The following is a 19,139-nucleotide window of genomic DNA, read 5'->3' as shown; positions in this document are numbered from 1 at the left end:
TACCCGGACCACTACGCCCAGTGGGAGAAGCAGGCCGCTGACCTGGTCGCCGAGCACTGGAACAGCTGACCTCAGACGTTGTGGGCCGGCACCCCGAACCCGGGGTGCCGGCCCACACGCGTGTCCGGTCCTCAGGTGGCCGAGATGGTGCCGGTCATCAGCAGCGCCAGCACGAGGGTGCCGAGCGCGACCCGGTAGAGGACGAAGACGTACAGGGTGTGGTGCGCGACGTAGCGGAGCAGCCAGGCGATCGCCGCGTAGCCGATGGCGAATGCGATCACGGTCGCCACCACCATCTGGGCCACGCTGGGCACCGACGTGCCCGGCGCGGCCGGCGCGAAGACGTCACCCAGGCTGAACACACCGGACATCACCACCGCCGGAATGGCCAGCAGGAACGAGTAGCGGGCCGCCGCCTCCCGGGTCAGGTTGAGGAAGAGGCCGGCGGTGAGCGTGCCACCGGACCGGGACACCCCCGGGATCAGCGCCATCGCCTGGGCGAGGCCCATGACGACGCCGTCCTTCATCCGGAAGTTCTCCAGGGTGCGGGTCTGCCGACCCCAGTACTCGGCGAAGGCGAGCACGAACGCGAAGACGATCAGCGTGGTGGCGACCAGCCACAGGTTGCGGGCGGCGGTCTGGATCTGGTCCTTGAACAGGAAACCGAAGGCGCCGATCGGGATCGACCCGACGATCACGTACCAGCCCATCCGGTAGTCGAGGCTGGAGCGGACCGACTTGTCCCGGATGCCGATCAGCCAGACCTTGGTGATCCGCCAGATGTCCTTGGCGAAGTAGAGCAGCACCGCCGCCTCGGTGCCGAGCTGGGTGACCGCGGTGAACGACGCGCCGGCGTCCCGCTCGAAGAAGATCGCGGACGTGATCCGCATGTGACCGGACGAGCTGACCGGGAGGAACTCGGTGAGTCCCTGGACGATGCCGAGGACGATCGCCTCGATCCAGCTCACTCGCCCACTCCCGCGAGCTCCAGGGCCTCGGCGCAGGTACGCAGGGTCTGCACTCCGCTCTCCCGGTCGGCGACGAAGAGGGTCAGCGACAGCGTGGTGACGCCGGCGGCGGCGTACTCGCGCATCCGCTCGGCGATGCGCTCCTTCGGTCCGAGCAGCGAGGTGCGGTCGATGAACTCCATCGGCACCGCGGCGGCGGCGTCCCGCTGCCGCTTGGCGAGGTAGAGGTCCTGCACTTCGCGGGCCGCGTCGCCGTAGCCCATCCGGGTGGCGAGCTGGTTGTAGAAGTTCTGCTGGCGGCTGCCCATGCCGCCGACGTAGAGCGCGGCGTACAGGCGGACCAGCTCGGCGCAGGCGGCGACGTCGTCGCCGATCACCACCGGCACCGACGGTACGACGTCGAAGCCGCCCAGTTCCTTGCCCGCCTTCGCCCGACCGGCGCGGACGGCGGCGAGCTGCTCCTCGGCGAACTCGGGCGCGTAGAAGACGGCCAGCCAGCCGTCGGCGATCTCCCCGGCCAGTTCCAGGTTCTTCGGGCCCACCGCGGCGAGGTAGATCGGTATGTGCTCGCGCGGCGGACGGAAGCCGAGCCGGAGCGCCTTGCCGGGGCCGTCGGGCAGCGGGAGTGTGTAGTGCTCGCCGGCGTAGGCGACCTCCTTACGCGCGATGGCGAGCTTGACGATGTCGACGTACTCGCGGGTGCGGGCGAGCGGCTTGGCGAAGCGGACGCCGTGCCAGCCCTCGGAGACCTGCGGGCCGGAGACGCCGAGCCCGAGCCGGAACCGGCCGCCGGAGAGCGCGTCGACGGTGGCGGCGGTCATCGCGGTCGCCGCCGGGGTCCGCGCCGGGATCTGCATCACCGCGCTGCCCACGTCGATCCGTTCGGTCTGCCCGGCGATCCACGCCAGCATGCTCGGCGAGTCGGAGCCGTAGGCCTCCGCCGTCCACACCACCGAGAAGCCGAGCCGGTCCGCCTCCTGCGCCAGAGCCAGATGGTCGGCTGGCGTGCTCCACGCCGTCTGGTATCCGAGGCTGAGCCCGAGTCGCACTGGTCCTCCCCCATCCCGCACCACGAGTCGCATCAGGTTACGCAATGCCGACGGCGGGACCCACCACCGCCTCACTCCACTCCGGTGGGGCCGGCCGGACCGCTCCGCGGGGACGGCCGGATGGTCGGAGAGTTGACGGAGGCGAGGATATCGGTCGGGCCCCGGATGCAAATAAGGTTCACTCATGCAACAGCGACCGCTCGGCCGAAGCGGGCTGGCGGTTTCCCGGCTCGCGCTCGGCACCATGACCTGGGGTCGGGACACCGACGCCGACGACGCGGCCGCCCAGCTGAAGAGCTACCTCGACGCGGGCGGCAACCTGGTCGACACCGCCGACGTCTACGGGGACGGGGACGCCGAGTCGGTGATCGGCTCGCTGCTGGGCACCCTCGTGCCCCGCGACGACCTGCTCATCGCGACCAAGGCGGGGCTGCGACCGGGCACCCGGCGTCGCCGGGACGGCTCCCGGGGGCACCTGCTGCGGACCCTGGACGCCTCGCTGCGCCGGCTCGGCACCGATTACGTCGACCTGTGGCAGGTGCACGGATACGACCCGGAGACCCCCCTGGAGGAGACCCTGTCGGCCCTCGACCACGCGGTCACCAGCGGCCGGGTCCGGTACGTGGGGGTGTCGAACTTCTCCGGCTGGCAGACCGCCCGGGCCGCCGCCTGGCAGGCGGCCTATCCCGGCCGCGTGCCGGTGGTCGCCGCGCAGGTCGAGTACTCGCTGCTGGAGCGGGGGGTCGAGCGGGAGGTGCTGCCGGCGTGCGCGGCCATGGGCCTCGGGGTGCTGCCCTGGTCGCCGCTGGGCCGGGGGGTGCTCACCGGCAAGTACCGGCACGGCCGTCCCGCCGACTCACGGGCCACCTCGGCGCACTTCGGCCCGTTCGTCGCCACCTACCTGGAGCCGCGCTGCTCCAGCATCGTGGAAGCGGTGGTGATCGCCGCCGGCGGTCTCGGCGTGTCACCGCTGGAGGTGGCCCTGGCCTGGGTGCGGGACCGTCCCGGCGTGGCCGCCCCGATCCTCGGCGCCCGGACGGTGGGACAGCTCCAGGGCGCGTTGCAGGTGGAGCGGATCACCCTGCCGGAGGAGATCACCACCGCCCTGGACGATGTCTCGGCGGTGGAGGTCGGGTATCCGGAACGCGACGGCTGACGGAGTGTGGCCGGCCCGCGACCAGGGGCGAGCCCGGTCCCGGGAACGGGACATGGGCGGCGGAACCCGGCCGGGGTGGCGCAGGTCTCCCGGCGGGGGTGGCGTCACGTCGCCGGGCTGGGCAGCATAGGCCCCATGGACTACGAGTACGCACCGCTGCGGCTACCGCCGAACGTCGACCGGGTGACCGCCGCGGTGCAGCTGGCGATCCAGGCCGAGTACGCCGGCTGGGAGCTGGCCCGGGTACGGCTGTACCGGGACGGCACCCGACAGGTGGTGCTGCGCCGCCGCCGGGTCAACCAGCCGCAGCCGGGCCTGTCCTACTGACGACGGCGACCCCGACCGGGGGACACCGGGCCGGGCCGGTGTCCCCCGCCGGCGGTCAGTGCGTGTGCCCCAGCTCGTCCTCGTCGAGGTCGAGGAAGGGGTGCTCGTCGAGCCGGCCGACCAGGCGGTCGTCGGCGGCCGGCTGGAACGGGCCGACCGGATCGTCGTCGTCGAACGACTCCAGGTCGACCGGGGTGTTCACCTCGCTGACCATCACGACCCCGTCGAGCGGCTCCAGCTCGGGGACGTCCAGCGCGCTGAGCGAACCGTCGCCGCTCTGCAGCAGTTCCAGCACCGCCTCGCCGACGCCCTCGACCGGGGCCGGCTCGTCCTCGGCCGGGGTGCCCTCCCGGCGGGCCGCCTCGGCGGCGCGGATCAGCGCCGACACGCTCGGCACCCGGTAGTCGCGGCGCTGGCGTACGGAGATCACCTGCGGGTGCGGGTCGGTGGGCTCGGCGCCCTCGCCGCCCGGGCCGAAGTGCGCGTCGGCCTCGTTCGGGTCGATCGACTCCACGTCCCACGGAGTGACCTCGCCGAAGGCGTCGAGGAGTTGCTCGTCGTAGGCGAAGGAGGCGTTGTTCAACTCGACGTACGCCTGCCAGACGTCGTCGTCGTCGACCCGGCCCTGCGCGGCGCGTACCGCGGCCAGGTGCCGGCGGGCCGCGTCGATCACCCGCTCGAGGGCAGCGTCCAGCTCAGCGTGCTGGTCGGTCATGTGAGGAAGTCCCTTTCGCGATGGGGGGGGAAGAAGCCGTACCGGAGGCGCGTCGCGGCGCGGCGCCGGTCAGCAGGTGCGGAGGAACCGGTCGAGAACCCGCACGCCGAACTGTAGTCCGTCCACCGGAACCCGCTCGTCGATGCCGTGGAAGAGCGCGGAGAAATTCAGGTCGGGCGGGAGCCGGAGCGGTGCGAACCCGAAGCAGCGGATGCCGAGCTGGGCGAACGCCTTGGCGTCGGTGCCGCCGGAGAGCATGTACGGCACCGGCCGGGCACCCGGGTCCTCGGCACGCAGCGCGGCGGACATCGCCTCCACCAGCGCCCCGTCGAAGGTGGTCTCCAGGGCGGGCTGGCGCTGGACGTACTCGATGTCGATGCCCGGACCGACCAGCTCGCGCAGCTGCTGTTCCAGCATCTCGGACTGGCCGGGCAGGCTGCGGCAGTCGATGGTGGCGGTGGCCCGGCCGGGGATCACGTTGTCCTTGTAGCCGGCGGCCAGCCGGGTCGGGTTGGCGGTGCTGCGGACGGTGGCGCCGATGATGTTGGCGATCGGACCCAGCCGGGCGATCGCGGTCTCCGGGTCGTCCGGGTCGAGCTCGACGTCGAGCACCTCGGAGACCGCCTCCAGGAAGGCCCGGACGGTGGGGGTGATGGTCAGCGGGAAACGGTGCCGGCCGATCCGGGCGACCGCCTCGGCGAGCGCGGTGACGGCGTTGTCGTCGTGCACGAACGAGCCGTGCCCGGGACGCCCCTTGGCGTGCAGCCGGAGCCAGTCGATGCCCTTCTCGGCGGTCTCGATGAGATAGAGCCGGGTGGCGTCGTCGACGGTGTAGGAGAAGCCGCCGACCTCGCCGACCGCCTCGGTGCAGCCGTCGAAGAGCTCCCGGTGGCGCTCGGCGAGGAAGTGCGCCCCGTAGTCGCTGCCCGCCTCCTCGTCGGCGGTGTAGCAGAGCACGATGTCGCGGGGCGGCCGGACCCCGGTGCGCTGCCAGTGCCGGACCACGGCGAGCACCATCGCGTCGAAGTCCTTCATGTCGATCGCGCCGCGCCCCCACAGGTACCCGTCGCGGATCTCGCCGGAGAAGGGGTGCACCGACCACTCGTCGGCGTCGGCGGGGACGACGTCGAGGTGGCCGTGCACCAGCAGGGCGCCCCGTCCCGGGTCGGCGCCGGGGATCCGGGCGACCAGGTTGGCCCGACCGGGGGCGGACTCCAGCAGGGTGGAGTCGACGCCGACCTCGGCCAGTTTCTCCGCGACGTACTCCGCCGCCTGCCGCTCCCCGGCGCTGGTGGCGTTGTCGCCGGTGTTGGTGGTGTCGATGCGCAGCAGGTCGCGGCAGAGGTCGACGACCTCGTCGGTGGGGTCGGGCACGGCGGGTACGGGGTGGGTCATCGGATTCCTTCCGTGGATACCTCCGGGAGCCTAACCGTCACCGGGACCGGACCTGGACGCTCCACCTGCGACCGGGTGTCCGCCACGGCCGGTTTCGGCCGCCGGCCGGTCGGGTACCGCCGCAGACGTCCGCACCGCCCGACGCAGGGCCGCCGGTCGGGTCCGTTCCGCCGAGGAGGCACCCCCATGAGCGTTTCGCTGCCGCCGTTGCCGCCCGCCGAGGGTGAGGAGGGGTACCGTCCCGGCGGCCGGAGCGTGGTCGACGTCGTCGGCGAGGAGCACCGGCGGCTCACCGCGCTGGTCGAGGAGCTGGCCGACCCGGCCACCGAAGCCGACCGCCGGCGGGCGGTGGCCGATGTGTTCGCCGCCCAGGTCTCCCGGCACCTCTCCGGCGAGGAGCAGTACCTCTACCCGGCGCTGCGCGACGCGCTGCCCGACGGCGCGGAGCTGGCCGACCGGGACGTCGAGACCGACACCGCGCTGCGACGGGCCGTCCAGGCGGCCGACCCGGAGCACGTCGCCGCGGTCCACCGCAGCTGGCGGCAGCACGTGGCAGCGGTGGAACCGGCCCTTCACCGGCTGCGCGGGGCGGCCACCGAGGAGGAGCTGATCCGGCTCGGCAACCGGTTCGCCATCGCCGAGGAGGCGGCCCCGACCCGTCCGCACCCCGGGACGCCGACCACGCCACCGTGGAACCGGATCGTCGAGCCGGCGGTGGGCGTGGTCGACAAGATCCGCGACGCGGTCACCGGCCGCCGGACGTATCCGGCCGACCTCGATCGGAAATGACCTTGAGCCCACTGTCACCTCCCCGCCACCCATCGGAACTCTTCGAAACACGAAAGGTCTTCCGGAAGTCCCGACTCGGTCATACCGTCACGTCATGAACCTGGAGTTGCGACACCTCAGGGTGGTCTGCGCGATCGCGGAGACCGGCAGCGTGACGAAGGCGGCCTCGACCCTCGGACTGGCACAACCGGCGCTCACCGCGCAGCTCCAGCGGATCGAACGGGCGCTCGGTGGTGCGCTGTTCGACCGCGACCGGCGCGGCGCGCGGCCGACGGCGTTGGGCGAGCTGGTGCTCGCCCGCGCCCGGGTGCTGCTGCCGGCGATGAAGGGCCTCCAGGACGAGGCGGCCCGGCTGGCCAGCGCCGGGGACGCGTTGAGCCGGTACCGGTTCGGCGGCGTGAACAGCCCGATCCTGGGTCGACTGGTGCACCGCATCGCCGCCGAGCAGCCCTCCGCGCCGATCAGCACCTACGCCTCGTGGTCGGTCGACGAACTGTCCCAGCTGGTCTTCAACGGCCGGCTGGACTACGTGCTGACCGGGGTCTGCGGCGACGCCGCCCCGTCGGCGGAGTTCGGGTTGAGCTGGCGGGAGGTGGCCGTCGACCCGGTCTTCGTGCTGCTGCCCGAGTCCCACGAGCTGGCCGACGGCGACGAGGTCCCGCTGGAGGAGCTGCGGCACGAGCAGTGGGTGGCCGCGCCCGGCGACGGCTGCTTCGGCGACTGCTTCGCCGCCGCGTGCGCACGGTCCGGCTTCACCCCCCGCAAGGTGTACGAGACGGACATCCGCGTCTGCATGGACCTGGTCGAGGCGGGCGTGGCGGTGGCGCTGTGCCAGGCCACCTTCCGGCCGGTGCCCGGCCTGGTCACCCGGCGGCTGGCCGGCAACCCGCTGCGCTGGCGCCTGCTGCTCGGCTGGCACCCGGAGTCTCCGGCGGCCCGGTTCGCCGACGGGGTGCTGGCGACGGCGATGGCGGCGTACACCGACTCCCTCGCGCCGCACCCGGCGTACCTGGAGTGGCTGTTGGACCATCCCGAGTTCGGCGCGCGGCGGCGCACCCCGGTGTGAGCCGGCGGGCCCGGTCGGGCCGTCGGGGGGCGGGCGGCCGACCCGTCCGGACCAGGGGGTGCGAAGTCCCGGCAAACGGGTACGGGGTGGACATGACCGACACCGACCGTCCCGGCGACGACCGGGAGACCGCCCGCCGGGCCGCCGCCGCGCACACCGTCGCCGCCCGTGACCTGGAGTCCTTCCTGCGTACCCTGCCGGCGACCCCCGGTCCGGAGCACGTCGCCGAGTACGCCACCCTGCTCAGCCGCGAGGAACGCGCCCGCGCCGACCGGCAGGCCGCGGTGGACACGCTCGGCCTGACGGTGGGCAGCATCGAACCGGGTTGAGCCCGGCGCCGGGCGGCACCGAACCGGAGTGAGCCTCCGGGCCGGGCTGCCCGCCTCAGCGTTCCACGAGCGGATCGTGTCCCAGGTCGAGCAGGGCGTGCCGCCATCCGTCGTCGGCGTTGCCACCGGACGGCTTCCGCGCCGTCAGGTCGTCGATCCGGTCCACGGCGTCCTGCATGATCCGGATGTCCCCGCCGGTGAGGTCCACCTTGCGCTTACGGAGCACCGCGAGGATGTGCCGGCCCGGTTCGGGCAGGTCCAGGTCGGGGTTCGGGCCGAACGACTCCTCCCCCGAGCCGCGGGTGAGCAGCCACTGCCGCAACTGTTCCGAGGGCATGTTCACCCGCTCGTGGAACTCCTCCCAGAGCAGTTCCACGTCCGCGTCGACTCTCGCCTCGCGTACCATCACGCCTCCTCTCCGGGTCCGGGCTCAGCCGGCCGTACGTCGTCGGTCAGGGCCCCGGGCCCTTCCGGCGGCACCTGGACCCGGGCCGGGTTCGCCGTCGGCGGGGCCTTGATGGGTTCGGTCCGCTCCACGTCGTCCGGGCTCTCCTCGACCTCGCTCACCGGCGGCCTCCGATCGTCGGGACGGTCAACGGGGATGGGTCGTCGTCGCCGGCTGGTGCCCGCCGCGCTCACCGGCGGCGACGTCGAAGGCGAGCGCGTCGTCGCGGACGTTCACGGTGACCCGCTGGCCGGGCGAGATCTCACCCTCCAGCAACATCCGGGACAGCCGGTTGTCCAGCTCACGCTGGATCGTCCGGCGCAGCGGACGCGCCCCGAACTCCGGCTGGTACCCGTGCTCGGCCAGCCAGTCGACGCCCGCCTCGCTGACCTCGACGGTGATGTCCTGCGCGTGCAGCCGGCGGCGGGTCTCCTCCAGCAGCAGGCCGGTGATCTGCCGCAGCTGCGCGGACTCCAGCCGGCGGAAGATGATAACCTCGTCGATCCGGTTGAGGAACTCGGGACGGAAGTTCTCCTGGAGTCGACGCATCAGCCGGTCCCGCAGCTCGTCGGTCTCCTGGGCGGTGCCGGGCTCCCCGGCCCCGAAGCCGACGCTGCGGCTGGCCCCGGTGATCAGCTCCGAACCGAGGTTGCTGGTCATGATCAGCACGGTGTTGCGGAAGTTCACCGTCCGGCCCTGGCTGTCGGTGAGCCGGCCGTCGTCGAGCACCTGGAGCAGGATGTTGAACACGTCCGGGTGCGCCTTCTCGATCTCGTCCAGCAGCACCACCGCGTACGGGCGACGCCGGACGGCCTCGGTGAGCTGGCCCGCCTCCTCGTACCCGACGTAGCCGGGGGGCGCGCCGACCAGCCGGCTGACCATGTGCCGTTCCTGGAACTCGCTCATGTCCAGCCGGACCATCCGGTCGGCGTCGCCGAAGAGCGCCTCCGCCAGGGCCCGACCCAGCTCGGTCTTGCCGACGCCGGTAGGACCGAGGAAGAGGAAGCTGCCCATCGGACGGTCCGGGTCGGCCAGCCCGGTCCGGGAGCGGCGGACCGCCTCGGCGACGGCGTTCACCGCGTCCTCCTGGCCGACCACCCGCTCGTGCAGGTGACCCTCCAGGCGCAGCAGCCGGTCCCGTTCCTCCTCGGTGAGCTGGCTGACCGGGATGCCGGTGGCCCGGGAGACCACCTCGGCGATCTCCGCCGGCCCGACCTGGGGCACCTGCGGGGCCTCGGTCTCCCCCTTGGCCACCCGGATCTGCTCCTCGACCTCGTGCAGCCGGTCCCGCAACGCCGAGGCGCGCTCGTACTGCTCGTCGGCGACGGCCTGCTCCTTGTCCCGGCGTACCTCGTCGAGCTGGCGTTCCAGCTCCCGCACGTCCGCCGCCGGGGTCCGGGTCCGCAGCCGCACCCGCGCGCCGGCCTGGTCGATCAGGTCGATCGCCTTGTCGGGCAGGTAGCGGTCGGTGACGTACCGGTCGGCGAGTTCGGCGGCGGCGACCAGTGACTCGTCGGTGAACCGCACCTGGTGGTGGGCCTCGTACCGGTCGCGCAGGCCACGCAGGATGGCGACGGTGTCCTCCACGGTGGGCTCCGGCACGAGCACCGGCTGGAAGCGTCGGGCCAGCGCGGCGTCCTTCTCGATGCTGCGCCGGTACTCGTCCAGCGTGGTCGCGCCGATCACCCGCAGCTCGCCCCGCGCGAGGGCGGGCTTGAGCATGTTGGACGCGTCCATGCCCCCCTCGCTGCCGGCCCCGCCGGCCCCGACCAGGGTGTGGATCTCGTCCAGGAAGATGATCAGCTCGTCCCGGTGGGCGCGGATCTCGTCGACCACCTTCTTCAGCCGTTCCTCGAAGTCACCCCGGTAGCGGGTGCCGGCCACCAGCCCGGCCAGGTCGAGCTGGATCACCCGCTTGCCGAGCAACGTCTGCGGCACGTCGCCGTCGCAGATCCGCTCCGCCAGCCCCTCGACGATCGCGGTCTTGCCGACCCCGGCCTCGCCGATCAGCACCGGATTGTTCTTGGTACGGCGGGAGAGGATCTCCACGGCCTGTTCGATCTCGTCGCTGCGGCCGATCACCGGGTCGATCCGGTCGGCCTTGGCGAGATCGGTCAGGTCCTGACCGTACTGGTCCAGGGTGGGTGTGCCCCGGTCCGGTCGCGCTCCCGTCATCGGTCCCCGCTCCGCCCCCGCCGCCTGCAGGGACTCCGGTTGGATCCGCCCGGCCGCCAGCATCCGCCCGGCCGGCGACTCCGGGTTCAGCGGCAGGGCCATCAGGATGTGTTCGGGGCCGATGTAGTTCGCCCCGATCGCCCGGGCGAGCTGGTGGGCGTCGAGCAGCGCCCGCTTGGCCGCCGGGGTGAGCGAGAGGTTCGGCGGCACCTCGCCGCCGGGTGCCCCGTCGCCCCGACCGCCGAGCGCGTTGAGCAGCGTGTCCGGTTCCGCACCGGCCCGGCTCACCAGCTCGCGCAGCGCCTGGCGTTGCAGGGCCGCCCAGAGCAGGTGGTCGGTGTCCAGGTCGTTGCTGCGCCGCTGCGCCGCCCGGCGGGCCGCGTCGGCCAGCAACTCCCGCGCGTCGGCGGTCATCAGGCGGGTGATGTCGACCCGGTGCGCGGGGCGGCCACCGCCCTCCCCCCGGCCGAAGTAGCGGGCCAGGAACTCGTCCCACGGGTCGGCGCCGAAGTCAGCGGGTCCCCACATGAGCAGTCCTCCCGGTTCGGCGGCGACAGGATCGACACGCAGGGCTACCCGAGGGTGGCCCCGACAAACGCGTCCGGATGGCAGGGTGGGGACATGGAGACGACCCCGCTGCTGATCGTGGACGCCGCCAACGTCGTCGGGAGCCGTCCCGACGGCTGGTGGCGGGACCGGGTCGGCGCGACCACCCGGCTGCGGGACCGGCTGGTGCCGGTCGGCGGTCGGGGCGTACCACCGGAGCTGCCGGCGCCGGCCGAGGTGGTGCTGGTGGTGGAGGGAGCCGCGCGGGACGTCCCGGCCACCGAGGGGGTACGGGTGGTCGCCGCCACCGGCTCCGGTGACGACGCGATCGTCGAGCTGGTGGGAGCCGAGACCGGACGGCGGCGGCTGGTGGTGACCGCGGACCGGACGCTGCGGGAACGCGTCCGGGCGCTCGGCGCAGAGGTGTACGGGCCGCGCTGGCTGCGCGGCGAACGCGACACGCCGGGGCGGGAGCCCGCCGCGCCGACGGTGCCGGATCCGACCCGGCGCTCGTGACCCCGGTAGCCCGGTCCCGGTTTCCGGCACGGCGATCCCGGTGCCCGGACCCGGCCGGTGCCGCCGCCCAGGCCGGAACGGCAAGCGGACAGCGGGGCGGTAACACCCACAGGGCGGATGTTCTCTCCCACACCGGAATAGGCTCTAATGGAGTCCTCCCCGCCCCCAGGAGGTTTCGCCGTGGCGAGCGTCGCCGAGCTCAAGGCCGCCATCGATGTCGCACTTCAGCAGATCGGTGAAGGGCAGACAGCGGTGCAGGCGGCCGGCGAGAAGCTGGCCGAGGCCCAGCAGACCCTGGCCGGTGCGCTGGAGGGCAGCGGGCACGAGACCGTCGAGGCCGCCCAGGCGTCGCTGACCCAGGCCAGCCAGGAGCTGGAGGAGTGTCTCGCCGCGACACTGGTCGCGGTGGAGCAGGCGCAGCTCTACGTCTCGACGCTCTGAGCCCATGTCGATCATCGAGGACGTCGGAGCCCAGGTCCGCGCTGCCTCCGACGAACTGCCGCTGGCCCCGCTGACCCAGGCGCTGGAGAAGTTCGCCCTGGCCACCGAGCGGCTGCGCTGGGTGCGGCAGGAGTCGTCGAACCCGATGGGGGTGCCGGAACTGTCCGCCGCCGTCGAGCACGCCGAGTCCGCCGGGCACGCCCTGCGGGTGGCACAGGAACAGCTCGCCAGTTACCTGGCCGCCATCGGGCTCGGCGCGGACGGCGCCCCGGCCGGGCGGCCGCAGCCCCGTCAGCCGGCGCACGACGCGCCCCGGGACGCCCCAGGCCCGGGTGGCGGCGACGGGCGTGGCGAACCGGAGCCGGCCCCGGCGGTCCGTCGCTGGTGGGCGGTGCGGGTGGCGGAGCTGACCGGCGGGTCGGAGGGCGAGCCGACCGGCCCGGACGAACAGATCGCCGACGCCCGGGAACTGCTGCGCCGGGTGGTCGGCGGGGTGAAGGCCGGCGACCGGAGCCGACTGCACACCGAGTTGCGCCGCGCGCACGCCGATGTCGGGCTGGGCCTGGCGACGGTGACCCCGCCGCTGCTGCGGGAGCTGGCCGGGGAGCTGCTGGGACATCCACCCAAGGCTCCGGACCTGCCGAAACTGCGCAACGAGCTGGACGGTCGGGTGCGCGACCTGCTGCCCGGCCTGCCGCCACCGGTGCTGGAGACCGTGCTGACCCGGGTCTGCCGGATGCCCCCGCCCCGGCAGCGCTCCGACGACGAGCAGCCGCACCCGGCCGACCCGGCGGTGACCGCCGGAGTGGTGACCGGCCTGCTGCTGGCCCGGCTCGGCCGGGACCTGCCGCCGGAACGCCCCGACGACCAGCGGGCGCCGTCCGGGTCCGACCGCGCCGCAGGCGGGCCGCCCCCGGCCGCCGGTACGTCCTTCCACGCCGACCGGGCCACGGGCGCGCCGCGGGCGACGACCGACCCCACACCCGGCAGGGCCGGTCCGCATGGCTGACCGTCGGGCCCAGTTGGTGGGGCGGGTCCGGGGAATGCTCTCCGAGGCGTTGGGCTCGGCCCGGGGCCGACTGACCGCCGCGCGGACCGAGTGGGAGAGCGGGCAGGAGCGGCTGGCCCGGGTGCGGCGGGCCGCCGCGACGGTGCCGCAGCGGGTCGGCGCCGAACGGGACCGCCGACTCGCCGAGATCGACTCCCGGTACACCGCGCGGATCGAGGAGCTGGCCCGACGGGCCGCCGCCGCCGCCGAGCGGGAGGCCCCGGGCGCGGCGTCGGCCGACTGGACACGCTGGACGCCCACCCCGGCCGGCCGGGCCGAACCGCCCGGCGCGGTCCGGATCGGCACCGTCCGGATCGCCGGCGCGGAGCCGGTGCCGGCGCTGGTGCCCTTGCTGGACGCCGGACACGTCCACCTCACCGGCGGCCACCACCCCGGAGGCGACGCGGTGGTCTCGGCGCTGCTGCTGCGCAGCATCGGCCGGGCCGAGCCGGGCACGGTCCGGTTGATCGGGTACGACCCGGAGCACCTCGGCGGCGGTCTGGCCGGGTTCGCCCCGCTCGGCACCGCCGGACTGCTCACCTTCGTCGGCCCCGGTGGGCTCGCCAGACTGCTCGACGACCTGGTGGAGCAGATCCGCCGGATCAACGAGACCGTGCTGGCCGGTGAGCACTCCTCGCTGCGGGAGCTGGCCACGGCCACCGGGCGGCGGCCGGAGCCGTGGCGGGTGGCCGTGCTGCTCGGCGGGGACGAACTCTCCCGGCACGAGCGCAGCCAGCTCGACCGGGTGGTCCGCACCGGCGCGGCCTGCGGGGTGCACCTGGTGGTCCGGGGCATTCCGCTGCCGGACGAGCCGACCGTGCAACGGGTCCTGGTCTCCCCCGGCGACGTGCGCATCGGCGGCCCGGCCGGTCTGCCGGTACGCCTCGACCCCCCGCCCCCGGCGACGCTGGTCACCGAGACCTGCCGGCAGGTGGCCGGCACGGTCGCCGCCGGTCCGGCCCCCACCCCGTTCACCGAACTGCTTCCGCCGCCGGAGCAGATGTGGACGGAGGACTCGTCGACCGCGCTGGTCGCGCCGATCGGCGAGGGGCCCAGTGGCCGCCCGGTGCTGCTGACTCTCGGCGACTACCCGCCGCACGCCCTGATCGGCGGTCCCTCCGGCACCGGCAAGACCAACCTGATCTTCGCCTGGATCGGCGCGCTGGCCTCCCGCTACTCCCCGTCCGAGCTGGAGTTCTACCTGCTCGACTTCAAGGAGGGGGTGTCCTTCGCCCGGTTCGCCCAGGGGCGGCGGGACCCGAGCTGGCTGCCGCACATGCGGCTGGTCGGGATCAACGTCAACACCGACCGGGAGTTCGGGCTGGCCCTGCTGCGCTTCCTCGCCGAGGAGCTGCGTCGCCGGGCCGACGCGGCCAAACAGCACGAGGTCACCAAGCTCTCCGAACTGCGGGCGGTGGACCCGAAGGGACACTGGCCCCGGATCGTGGCGGTGGTCGACGAGTTCCAGATGCTGCTCGCCGGCCGGGACGTGGTCGCCCGGGAGGCCGCCGACCTGCTGGAGGACCTGGCCCGGCGGGGCCGGTCGCAGGGCATCCACCTGGTGCTCGCCTCGCAGGACGTACGCGGCATCGAGGCGTTGTGGGGGCGTCCGGCGCTGGTCGCCCAGTTCACCCTCCGGATCGCGCTGCCGAAGGCGCTCCGGATCCTCGCCGAGCGCAACGACGCCGCCCAGTCCCTGCCCCGGCACCACGCGGTGATCAACGCGGAGTCCGGCATGGTGGAGGGGAACGAGGTGGCCCGGATCCCGTCGGCCAGCGAGTGGGAGACCTGGAGCGAACTCCAGCACCGGCTGTGGCGGATGCGCCCGCCGGACGCCGCCCCGGCCCGCCTCTTCGACGGCGACGCGATTCCGCAGCTCGCCGACGCGCCCGACTACCGGGCCCTGACGCCCACCCGGCAGCCGGGCGGACCACGTGGCCCGGTCGCCCTGCTCGGGGAGATCATCGACGTGCAGGCCCGGTCGGCGACGCTGCGGCTGCCACGGGCGCCCGGCCGCAACCTGGCGGTGCTCGGCACCCGGGTCGACGAGGCGTGCGCGGTGCTCGACGCGGTCGGGCGGTCGCTGGCCCGCCAGCACGAGCCCGGCTCGGCCCGGTTCTCCATCGCCTGTCTCGACCCGGACGCCGACCACGCCGCCCGTGCCCTCTACTCCGACCTCGCCGACGACGCCGCCTGGTACGACGAGGAGACCGTGCCGGAACTGGTGGCCGAGACGGCCGACGCGCTGGCCGCGCCGGGCACCCCGGCCACCCCGCACTACCTGCTGCTCTACGCGGTCGACGCGGCGGCGGGCCGGCTGGGCGCGCGGGTCGGCCGGCGGACCGGGCTGGAGCACCTGCGGCAGATCCTGCACGACGGGCCGGAGCGGCGTACCCACGTGCTCGCCTGGTGGCGGGGCGTGGCCCGGATGCGCAACGACCTGGGCGGGCCGGCGTCACGGACCGACCAGATCGGCGCGTGGGTGGCCCTGGACGTGCAGGGCGGGGAGCTGGGCTCGTCGCTCTACCCGGGCACCGGTGGCCCGGACTGGTACCCGCGCCCGTGGCGGGGACTCTTCTTCGACCGGGCGGTGCACCGCACCGGGCAGACGATCATCCCCTATGGACTCCCCCGATGAACGAGCCGGTCACCAGTGAGTCGTACGCCGCCCACCTCCGTCGCCTGGCGGAGCTGACCGCGCGGGCGGCGACGCAACGCGCCGAGGCGGTGGCCTGGCATGAGCGGCAGTGCGCCGCCGCCGAACAGGCCGTACGGGAGGCCACCGAGCAGGTCCGGCGGGCCGAGGCGGAGGTCGCCGAGGCGACCGAGCTGGTCGAGCGGGTGGACGCCGAGGCGGCCCACCTGTGGCAGGTGCTGCGCGGCCGGCTGGGCGCCGGGGCCCGCCGCCTGGGTGACCCGCCGGGGCCGGCACGGGGCGCCTCGGGCGACCCGGTGATGCTGCTGGAGCGGACGCGCGAGGTGCTGGACCGCACCCGGCAGCCGGGTGACCTGCCCGGGTCGGTGAACCCGCTGCTGGCGCTCTGCGGGGTGTTCGGCGCGGTGGTCGCGTACGCGGTGGCGACCGGCGCGCGGGCGCTGGGTGAGCGGTACGGCGGCGACCTCGCGGTGGGGATGCCGGTGATCGCGTTGGTGGTCTCGCTGCTCGGGCCGCTGATCGGGCTGGGGCCGGCGAAGCTGCTCGCCGACCGGCGGCACGCCCTGCTCGGCCCCCGCCCGATGACGATCGTGATCGCCGCCGGCCTGGTCACCACCGTGCTCCTGCTCGCGATCCCCCGCTGACGGCTCCGCCGCACGCGCGCGGGGAGCAGCCGGGAGCGCCGGACGTGCGGTGATCCGCCGACCGTGGAAGTGGTGCGCCGGGCGGGATGGTGGTGCGCCGGGTCAGGCGGTCGGCACGAGCACGGCCTCCCGGAGCAGCCGTCGGGTGAGGACGAGCCGGTCGGCGTCGTCGTCGAGACCGGGCAGGTCGCCGACCCGCCGGACGGCGCCGGTGAGCAGTGCCCGTACCGCCTCGGCGCACTGCGCCGGCAGCCCGACGGTGCGGTCGAAGACGCGCAGCGCGATCCGCTCCGGGCCGTCCGGGACGAGCTGCCAGCGCAGTCCGGGCCGGACGGTGAGGGTGCTCTCGACGGTCAGCTCACGGATCGCGGCGGCCTGGGCGAGCGGTCGGATCGGCGCGGGCCGGGCGGCGGGCCAGGCGCGCTGCCGTAGCCGGCCGGCGAGCAGCTCCGGGTCGGCACGCAGCAGCCAGTCCCGCAACGCCTCGACCGTCTCGGTCAGTTCGGGTTCGATCGCGTCGGGATCGGCCACGTCGACGCCGAACGGGAGGGTGGCGCGCAGGCGGGGGTCCTCGGCGGCGAGAGCGAGCAACTCCTCGACGATGGCGTACCGGGTGAGCGCCCGGACGCCGATGGTCAGGTGCAGCGAGCTGGACTCCTGCGCCTGGGCGCTGTGCAGCCAGCCCCGGGGCAGGTAGAGCGCGTCGCCGGGGGCGAGCACCACGTCCAGCGCGGCGGCCCCTTCGGCGGTGGCGGAGACCTCGTCGGCCCGGCCACCCCAGGGCTGCCGCTCCAGCGGGTCGGGCAGGACGGGCGGGTGGATCCGCCAGCGCTTGCGGCCGTCCACCTGGAGCACGAAGACGTCGTGGGTGTCGTAGTGGGTGGCGAAGCCCTGGTTGCCCGGCGGGGTGAGGTAGGCGTTGACCTGCAACGGCTGTCCGACGGCCAGGCCCAGGTCGCGGGCGAGGTCGATCAGCGCCGGCCAGGTGCGGTGCAGCCCCTGGAGGACCAGGGTGGCGCCGTCGGCGTACTGCGCGAGGACCCGTTCGTCGAGGACCTGGTCGCCGATCTCGGCACCGGCCCCGCCACCGCCGGTCCACTGCGCCGCCGGCACGAGTTCGCCGTCGCGGGCGATCCGGAGGAACGGGGTACGCAGCCCCCGCCGGCTGAGCAGTTCGTCGGCGTCGGCGGGGCTGAACAGGTCGGTGAAGCCGGCCGGGTTGGGCAGTTCGTCGGCGCGGGACAGCAACGGGGTACGCCCCCAGTGGGCGGCGGCGAACTTCGCCGGTTCGACGGCCACGCAACGGGCGAGCGCCGTGGCGGGGGCGGACGGCACCGCCGGGCGGCCGTGGCCGCCCGGCGGGTCGATGGTCGTCACCGCCGCTTACCGGGCGCCGCCGTCGGCGCCACCGTCCTGCTTGCCGGGGGTCGCGCCGCCGTCGGCCGGACCCTCCGCGCCACCGTCGGCGCCACCGTCCTGCTTGCCGGGGGTCGCGCCGCCGTCGGCCGGACCCTCCGCGCCACCGTCGGCGCCACCGTCCTGCTTGCCGGGGGTCGCGCCGCCGTCGGCCGGACCCTCCGCGCCCCCTCCGCCGGTCGTGGTGATGTCGTCGTCGTTCAGTGCCATCGGTGCTCCCTCGGGATGTGCCGCCCCGACCTGGGTCGGGGGTGCGTCGTGCAGCCGGTGGTACCCGCCGCGCGATCTTCTCTAACCACACGGTAGGCGGCACTTTCCGGGTGTACCGGCGATTCCGGCCAACCGGCGGGGGCGAACCGCCGCCCCGGGCGGGGCGACCCCCGCGCCCGTCGATCATGGACTTCGGGCACCACCCGAACCCGCACGACTGCCACGAGCAGTGGCACCACAACTCCATGATCGGCGGCCGGAGGGCGGCCCCGGAACGGAACGCCCCGACGACCCGCCGGGATCGGCGGGTCGTCGGGGTCGGTGCGGTCGCTCAGGGAATCATCCGGGCCAGGTCCTGGGGCATGGTGGCACGCACGTCGTCCCACTCGCCCTGGGTGACGTGCCGGCGCAGGGTGTCCAGCACCACCTGCACGACCCGTTCCGGGCCACCGTCCGTCTCGTACGGGACGCCCCGCCGGACCTCGTAGAGGAAGTCGTCCCGGTTGAGTTTCACCGGCACGTTCGACGGGTCCCAGCCGTCGAAGTAGACCCCCCGGACCAGCACCGGCAACTGCGCGGAGAACTCCACGCTCTCCTGCACCGGCATCCGGTCGCGCAGCAGGTGCAGCACCGTACGCAGGGCCGCGAAGGACTGGTTACGGCGGTCCTTCGACCAACCGTAGGCCTGCTCGATGTCCTTGAGGATCAGATTGGTCTTGTCCAGCGATGACTCGAACACCGAGTTCGGTTCGTTAGCCATGTGCCCACCCCCGTCCGTCGGTCTCCCACCGTCGATGGTCGTCGCGTCGCGGCGGCGCGGCCGGACCCCGCCACTGCCGGGTCGGAGCGATCCGGCGGCGCTGGGCCGCGCACCCGGACGGCTGCGCCCGTGTTCCGGCCACGTGCACCAGATGCCGGTGGTCCGGTACGACCCGAACCGTCATCACGGCCACCCCCGTCCCCGCGTCGTCGCGACGTGCGCGGCGGTAACCGCACACCATCGCCACCATCGCCGGGGAGCGGGTGAGCCGACGTCACCCCGACCGGGTGAACCACGTCGGCGGCGCGAACTCCGGGCTCCGTGCGACGACGCGGTGGGGATGGCGGGGCCGCGGCGCGGAGCGGGGCTGCGGGGTGGGGGGCCGCGGCGCGGAGCGGGGCTGCGGGGTGGGGCTGCGGGGTGGGGGGCCGCGGGGCGGGGCGAGGCTGCGGGGCTGCGGGGCGGGGGGCTGCGGGGCGGCGCGACGG

At 74.2% G+C, this 19,139-nt stretch carries 20 protein-coding genes; 10 read left to right on the top strand and 10 right to left on the bottom strand.

Going from position 1 to position 19,139, the window contains the following annotated elements; all coding sequences use genetic code 11:
* Nucleotides 1-131: 131 nt before the first annotated feature.
* Both QSK20_RS20670 and QSK20_RS20665 read right to left on the bottom strand, forming a co-directional pair.
* Entirely contained in the window at nucleotides 132-968 is an 837-nt protein-coding gene (locus QSK20_RS20670; protein WP_285790234.1) for an undecaprenyl-diphosphate phosphatase, read from the bottom strand.
* Nucleotides 965-2,017: an LLM class F420-dependent oxidoreductase gene (locus QSK20_RS20665; RefSeq protein ID WP_285790233.1), complete on the bottom strand. Its 1,053-nt coding sequence runs from the start codon at nucleotides 2,015-2,017 to the stop codon at nucleotides 965-967. Before QSK20_RS20665 ends, QSK20_RS20670 begins: the two co-directional genes overlap by 4 nt.
* 184 nt (nucleotides 2,018-2,201) lie before the next feature.
* Here QSK20_RS20665 and QSK20_RS20660 point away from each other — a divergent pair, with 184 nt between their 5' ends.
* Entirely contained in the window at nucleotides 2,202-3,173 is a 972-nt protein-coding gene (locus QSK20_RS20660) for an aldo/keto reductase (RefSeq protein ID WP_285790232.1), read from the top strand.
* A 135-nt stretch (nucleotides 3,174-3,308) separates the two neighbouring features.
* On the top strand, nucleotides 3,309-3,500 hold the full coding sequence (locus QSK20_RS20655; RefSeq protein ID WP_088984700.1) for a DUF5703 family protein: 192 nt from the start codon (nucleotides 3,309-3,311) through the stop codon (nucleotides 3,498-3,500).
* Nucleotides 3,501-3,555: 55 nt separating this feature from the next.
* On the opposite strand, the gene QSK20_RS20650 is transcribed toward QSK20_RS20655, so the two are convergent.
* Nucleotides 3,556-4,215, bottom strand: a complete 660-nt coding sequence (locus QSK20_RS20650) for a hypothetical protein (RefSeq protein ID WP_088984701.1) — start codon at nucleotides 4,213-4,215, stop codon at nucleotides 3,556-3,558.
* 69 nt (nucleotides 4,216-4,284) lie between these two features.
* Entirely contained in the window at nucleotides 4,285-5,610 is a 1,326-nt protein-coding gene (locus QSK20_RS20645) for a M20/M25/M40 family metallo-hydrolase (protein WP_285790231.1), read from the bottom strand.
* 186 nt (nucleotides 5,611-5,796) lie between these two features.
* Here QSK20_RS20645 and QSK20_RS20640 point away from each other — a divergent pair, with 186 nt between their 5' ends.
* The 3 genes from QSK20_RS20640 (at nucleotide 5,797) to QSK20_RS20630 (ending at nucleotide 7,794) form a co-directional block, all read left to right on the top strand.
* The gene (locus tag QSK20_RS20640) at nucleotides 5,797-6,399 is read left to right on the top strand and encodes a hemerythrin domain-containing protein (RefSeq protein ID WP_285790230.1); all 603 of its coding nucleotides are present in this window, start codon (nucleotides 5,797-5,799) and stop codon (nucleotides 6,397-6,399) included.
* A 94-nt stretch (nucleotides 6,400-6,493) separates the two neighbouring features.
* A complete protein-coding gene (locus QSK20_RS20635; RefSeq protein ID WP_285790229.1) occupies nucleotides 6,494-7,465 on the top strand; it encodes a LysR family transcriptional regulator in 972 nt (323 codons plus the stop codon).
* 92 nt (nucleotides 7,466-7,557) lie between these two features.
* Nucleotides 7,558-7,794 carry a hypothetical protein gene (locus QSK20_RS20630; RefSeq protein ID WP_285790228.1) on the top strand — a complete coding sequence of 79 codons (237 nt, stop codon included), beginning with the start codon at nucleotides 7,558-7,560 and terminating at the stop codon, nucleotides 7,792-7,794.
* Between the two features lie 55 nt (nucleotides 7,795-7,849).
* On the opposite strand, the gene QSK20_RS20625 is transcribed toward QSK20_RS20630, so the two are convergent.
* The 3 genes from QSK20_RS20625 to QSK20_RS20615 are packed head-to-tail and all read right to left on the bottom strand — an operon-like array spanning nucleotide 7,850 to nucleotide 10,942.
* Entirely contained in the window at nucleotides 7,850-8,200 is a 351-nt protein-coding gene (locus QSK20_RS20625; protein WP_285790246.1) for a DUF3140 domain-containing protein, read from the bottom strand.
* Nucleotides 8,200-8,361, bottom strand: a complete 162-nt coding sequence (locus QSK20_RS20620) for a hypothetical protein (protein WP_285790227.1) — start codon at nucleotides 8,359-8,361, stop codon at nucleotides 8,200-8,202. The genes QSK20_RS20625 and QSK20_RS20620 overlap by 1 nt, the downstream gene beginning before the upstream one ends.
* A 25-nt stretch (nucleotides 8,362-8,386) precedes the next feature.
* Nucleotides 8,387-10,942: an ATP-dependent Clp protease ATP-binding subunit gene (locus QSK20_RS20615; RefSeq protein WP_285790226.1), complete on the bottom strand. Its 2,556-nt coding sequence runs from the start codon at nucleotides 10,940-10,942 to the stop codon at nucleotides 8,387-8,389.
* Nucleotides 10,943-11,035: 93 nt separating this feature from the next.
* Here QSK20_RS20615 and QSK20_RS20610 point away from each other — a divergent pair, with 93 nt between their 5' ends.
* From QSK20_RS20610 to QSK20_RS20590, 5 genes are all read left to right on the top strand, one after another.
* Nucleotides 11,036-11,476, top strand: coding sequence for a PIN domain-containing protein (locus QSK20_RS20610; protein ID WP_285790225.1), 441 nt, complete (start codon nucleotides 11,036-11,038; stop codon nucleotides 11,474-11,476).
* Nucleotides 11,477-11,656: 180 nt separating this feature from the next.
* Entirely contained in the window at nucleotides 11,657-11,917 is a 261-nt protein-coding gene (locus tag QSK20_RS20605; RefSeq protein WP_091462511.1) for a hypothetical protein, read from the top strand.
* 4 nt (nucleotides 11,918-11,921) lie between these two features.
* Nucleotides 11,922-12,926, top strand: a complete 1,005-nt coding sequence (locus tag QSK20_RS20600; RefSeq protein ID WP_285790224.1) for a hypothetical protein — start codon at nucleotides 11,922-11,924, stop codon at nucleotides 12,924-12,926.
* A complete protein-coding gene (locus QSK20_RS20595; protein WP_285790223.1) occupies nucleotides 12,919-15,603 on the top strand; it encodes an FtsK/SpoIIIE domain-containing protein in 2,685 nt (894 codons plus the stop codon). The genes QSK20_RS20600 and QSK20_RS20595 overlap by 8 nt, the downstream gene beginning before the upstream one ends.
* Complete coding sequence (locus tag QSK20_RS20590; RefSeq protein ID WP_285790222.1) at nucleotides 15,600-16,265, top strand: hypothetical protein; 666 nt, start codon at nucleotides 15,600-15,602, stop codon at nucleotides 16,263-16,265. The genes QSK20_RS20595 and QSK20_RS20590 overlap by 4 nt, the downstream gene beginning before the upstream one ends.
* 102 nt (nucleotides 16,266-16,367) lie before the next feature.
* On the opposite strand, the gene QSK20_RS20585 is transcribed toward QSK20_RS20590, so the two are convergent.
* The 3 genes from QSK20_RS20585 to QSK20_RS20575 all read right to left on the bottom strand — a co-directional run bounded on the left by QSK20_RS20585 (nucleotide 16,368) and on the right by QSK20_RS20575 (nucleotide 18,651).
* Nucleotides 16,368-17,642, bottom strand: coding sequence for a cupin domain-containing protein (locus QSK20_RS20585; protein ID WP_285790221.1), 1,275 nt, complete (start codon nucleotides 17,640-17,642; stop codon nucleotides 16,368-16,370).
* A 6-nt stretch (nucleotides 17,643-17,648) separates the two neighbouring features.
* A complete protein-coding gene (locus tag QSK20_RS20580) occupies nucleotides 17,649-17,891 on the bottom strand; it encodes a hypothetical protein (RefSeq protein ID WP_285790220.1) in 243 nt (80 codons plus the stop codon).
* Nucleotides 17,892-18,222: 331 nt separating this feature from the next.
* Entirely contained in the window at nucleotides 18,223-18,651 is a 429-nt protein-coding gene (locus QSK20_RS20575) for a DUF2267 domain-containing protein (protein ID WP_285790219.1), read from the bottom strand.
* Nucleotides 18,652-19,139 lie beyond the last annotated feature (488 nt).

Source organism: Micromonospora sp. NBRC 101691 (assembly GCF_030269285.1).
GTDB lineage: Bacteria > Actinomycetota > Actinomycetes > Mycobacteriales > Micromonosporaceae > Micromonospora > Micromonospora echinospora.
The sequence above is the reverse complement of the archived record's forward strand: the minus strand, read 5'-3'. Positions and strand labels throughout refer to the sequence as shown.

What these genes read in the sequence shown, in the direction of transcription:
- QSK20_RS20660 (WP_285790232.1), top strand. Translation starts at nt 2,202, where the DNA reads ATGCAACAGCGACCGCTCGGCCGAAGCGGGCTGGCGGTTTCCCGGCTC.
- QSK20_RS20655 (WP_088984700.1), top strand. Translation starts at nt 3,309, where the DNA reads ATGGACTACGAGTACGCACCGCTGCGGCTACCGCCGAACGTCGACCGG.
- QSK20_RS20650 (WP_088984701.1), bottom strand. Translation starts at nt 4,215, where the DNA reads ATGACCGACCAGCACGCTGAGCTGGACGCTGCCCTCGAGCGGGTGATC.
- QSK20_RS20645 (WP_285790231.1), bottom strand. Translation starts at nt 5,610, where the DNA reads ATGACCCACCCCGTACCCGCCGTGCCCGACCCCACCGACGAGGTCGTC.
- QSK20_RS20640 (WP_285790230.1), top strand. Translation starts at nt 5,797, where the DNA reads ATGAGCGTTTCGCTGCCGCCGTTGCCGCCCGCCGAGGGTGAGGAGGGG.
- QSK20_RS20635 (WP_285790229.1), top strand. Translation starts at nt 6,494, where the DNA reads ATGAACCTGGAGTTGCGACACCTCAGGGTGGTCTGCGCGATCGCGGAG.
- QSK20_RS20630 (WP_285790228.1), top strand. Translation starts at nt 7,558, where the DNA reads ATGACCGACACCGACCGTCCCGGCGACGACCGGGAGACCGCCCGCCGG.
- QSK20_RS20625 (WP_285790246.1), bottom strand. Translation starts at nt 8,200, where the DNA reads ATGGTACGCGAGGCGAGAGTCGACGCGGACGTGGAACTGCTCTGGGAG.
- QSK20_RS20615 (WP_285790226.1), bottom strand. Translation starts at nt 10,942, where the DNA reads ATGTGGGGACCCGCTGACTTCGGCGCCGACCCGTGGGACGAGTTCCTG.
- QSK20_RS20610 (WP_285790225.1), top strand. Translation starts at nt 11,036, where the DNA reads ATGGAGACGACCCCGCTGCTGATCGTGGACGCCGCCAACGTCGTCGGG.
- QSK20_RS20600 (WP_285790224.1), top strand. Translation starts at nt 11,922, where the DNA reads ATGTCGATCATCGAGGACGTCGGAGCCCAGGTCCGCGCTGCCTCCGAC.
- QSK20_RS20595 (WP_285790223.1), top strand. Translation starts at nt 12,919, where the DNA reads ATGGCTGACCGTCGGGCCCAGTTGGTGGGGCGGGTCCGGGGAATGCTC.
- QSK20_RS20590 (WP_285790222.1), top strand. Translation starts at nt 15,600, where the DNA reads ATGAACGAGCCGGTCACCAGTGAGTCGTACGCCGCCCACCTCCGTCGC.
- QSK20_RS20580 (WP_285790220.1), bottom strand. Translation starts at nt 17,891, where the DNA reads ATGGCACTGAACGACGACGACATCACCACGACCGGCGGAGGGGGCGCG.
- QSK20_RS20575 (WP_285790219.1), bottom strand. Translation starts at nt 18,651, where the DNA reads ATGGCTAACGAACCGAACTCGGTGTTCGAGTCATCGCTGGACAAGACC.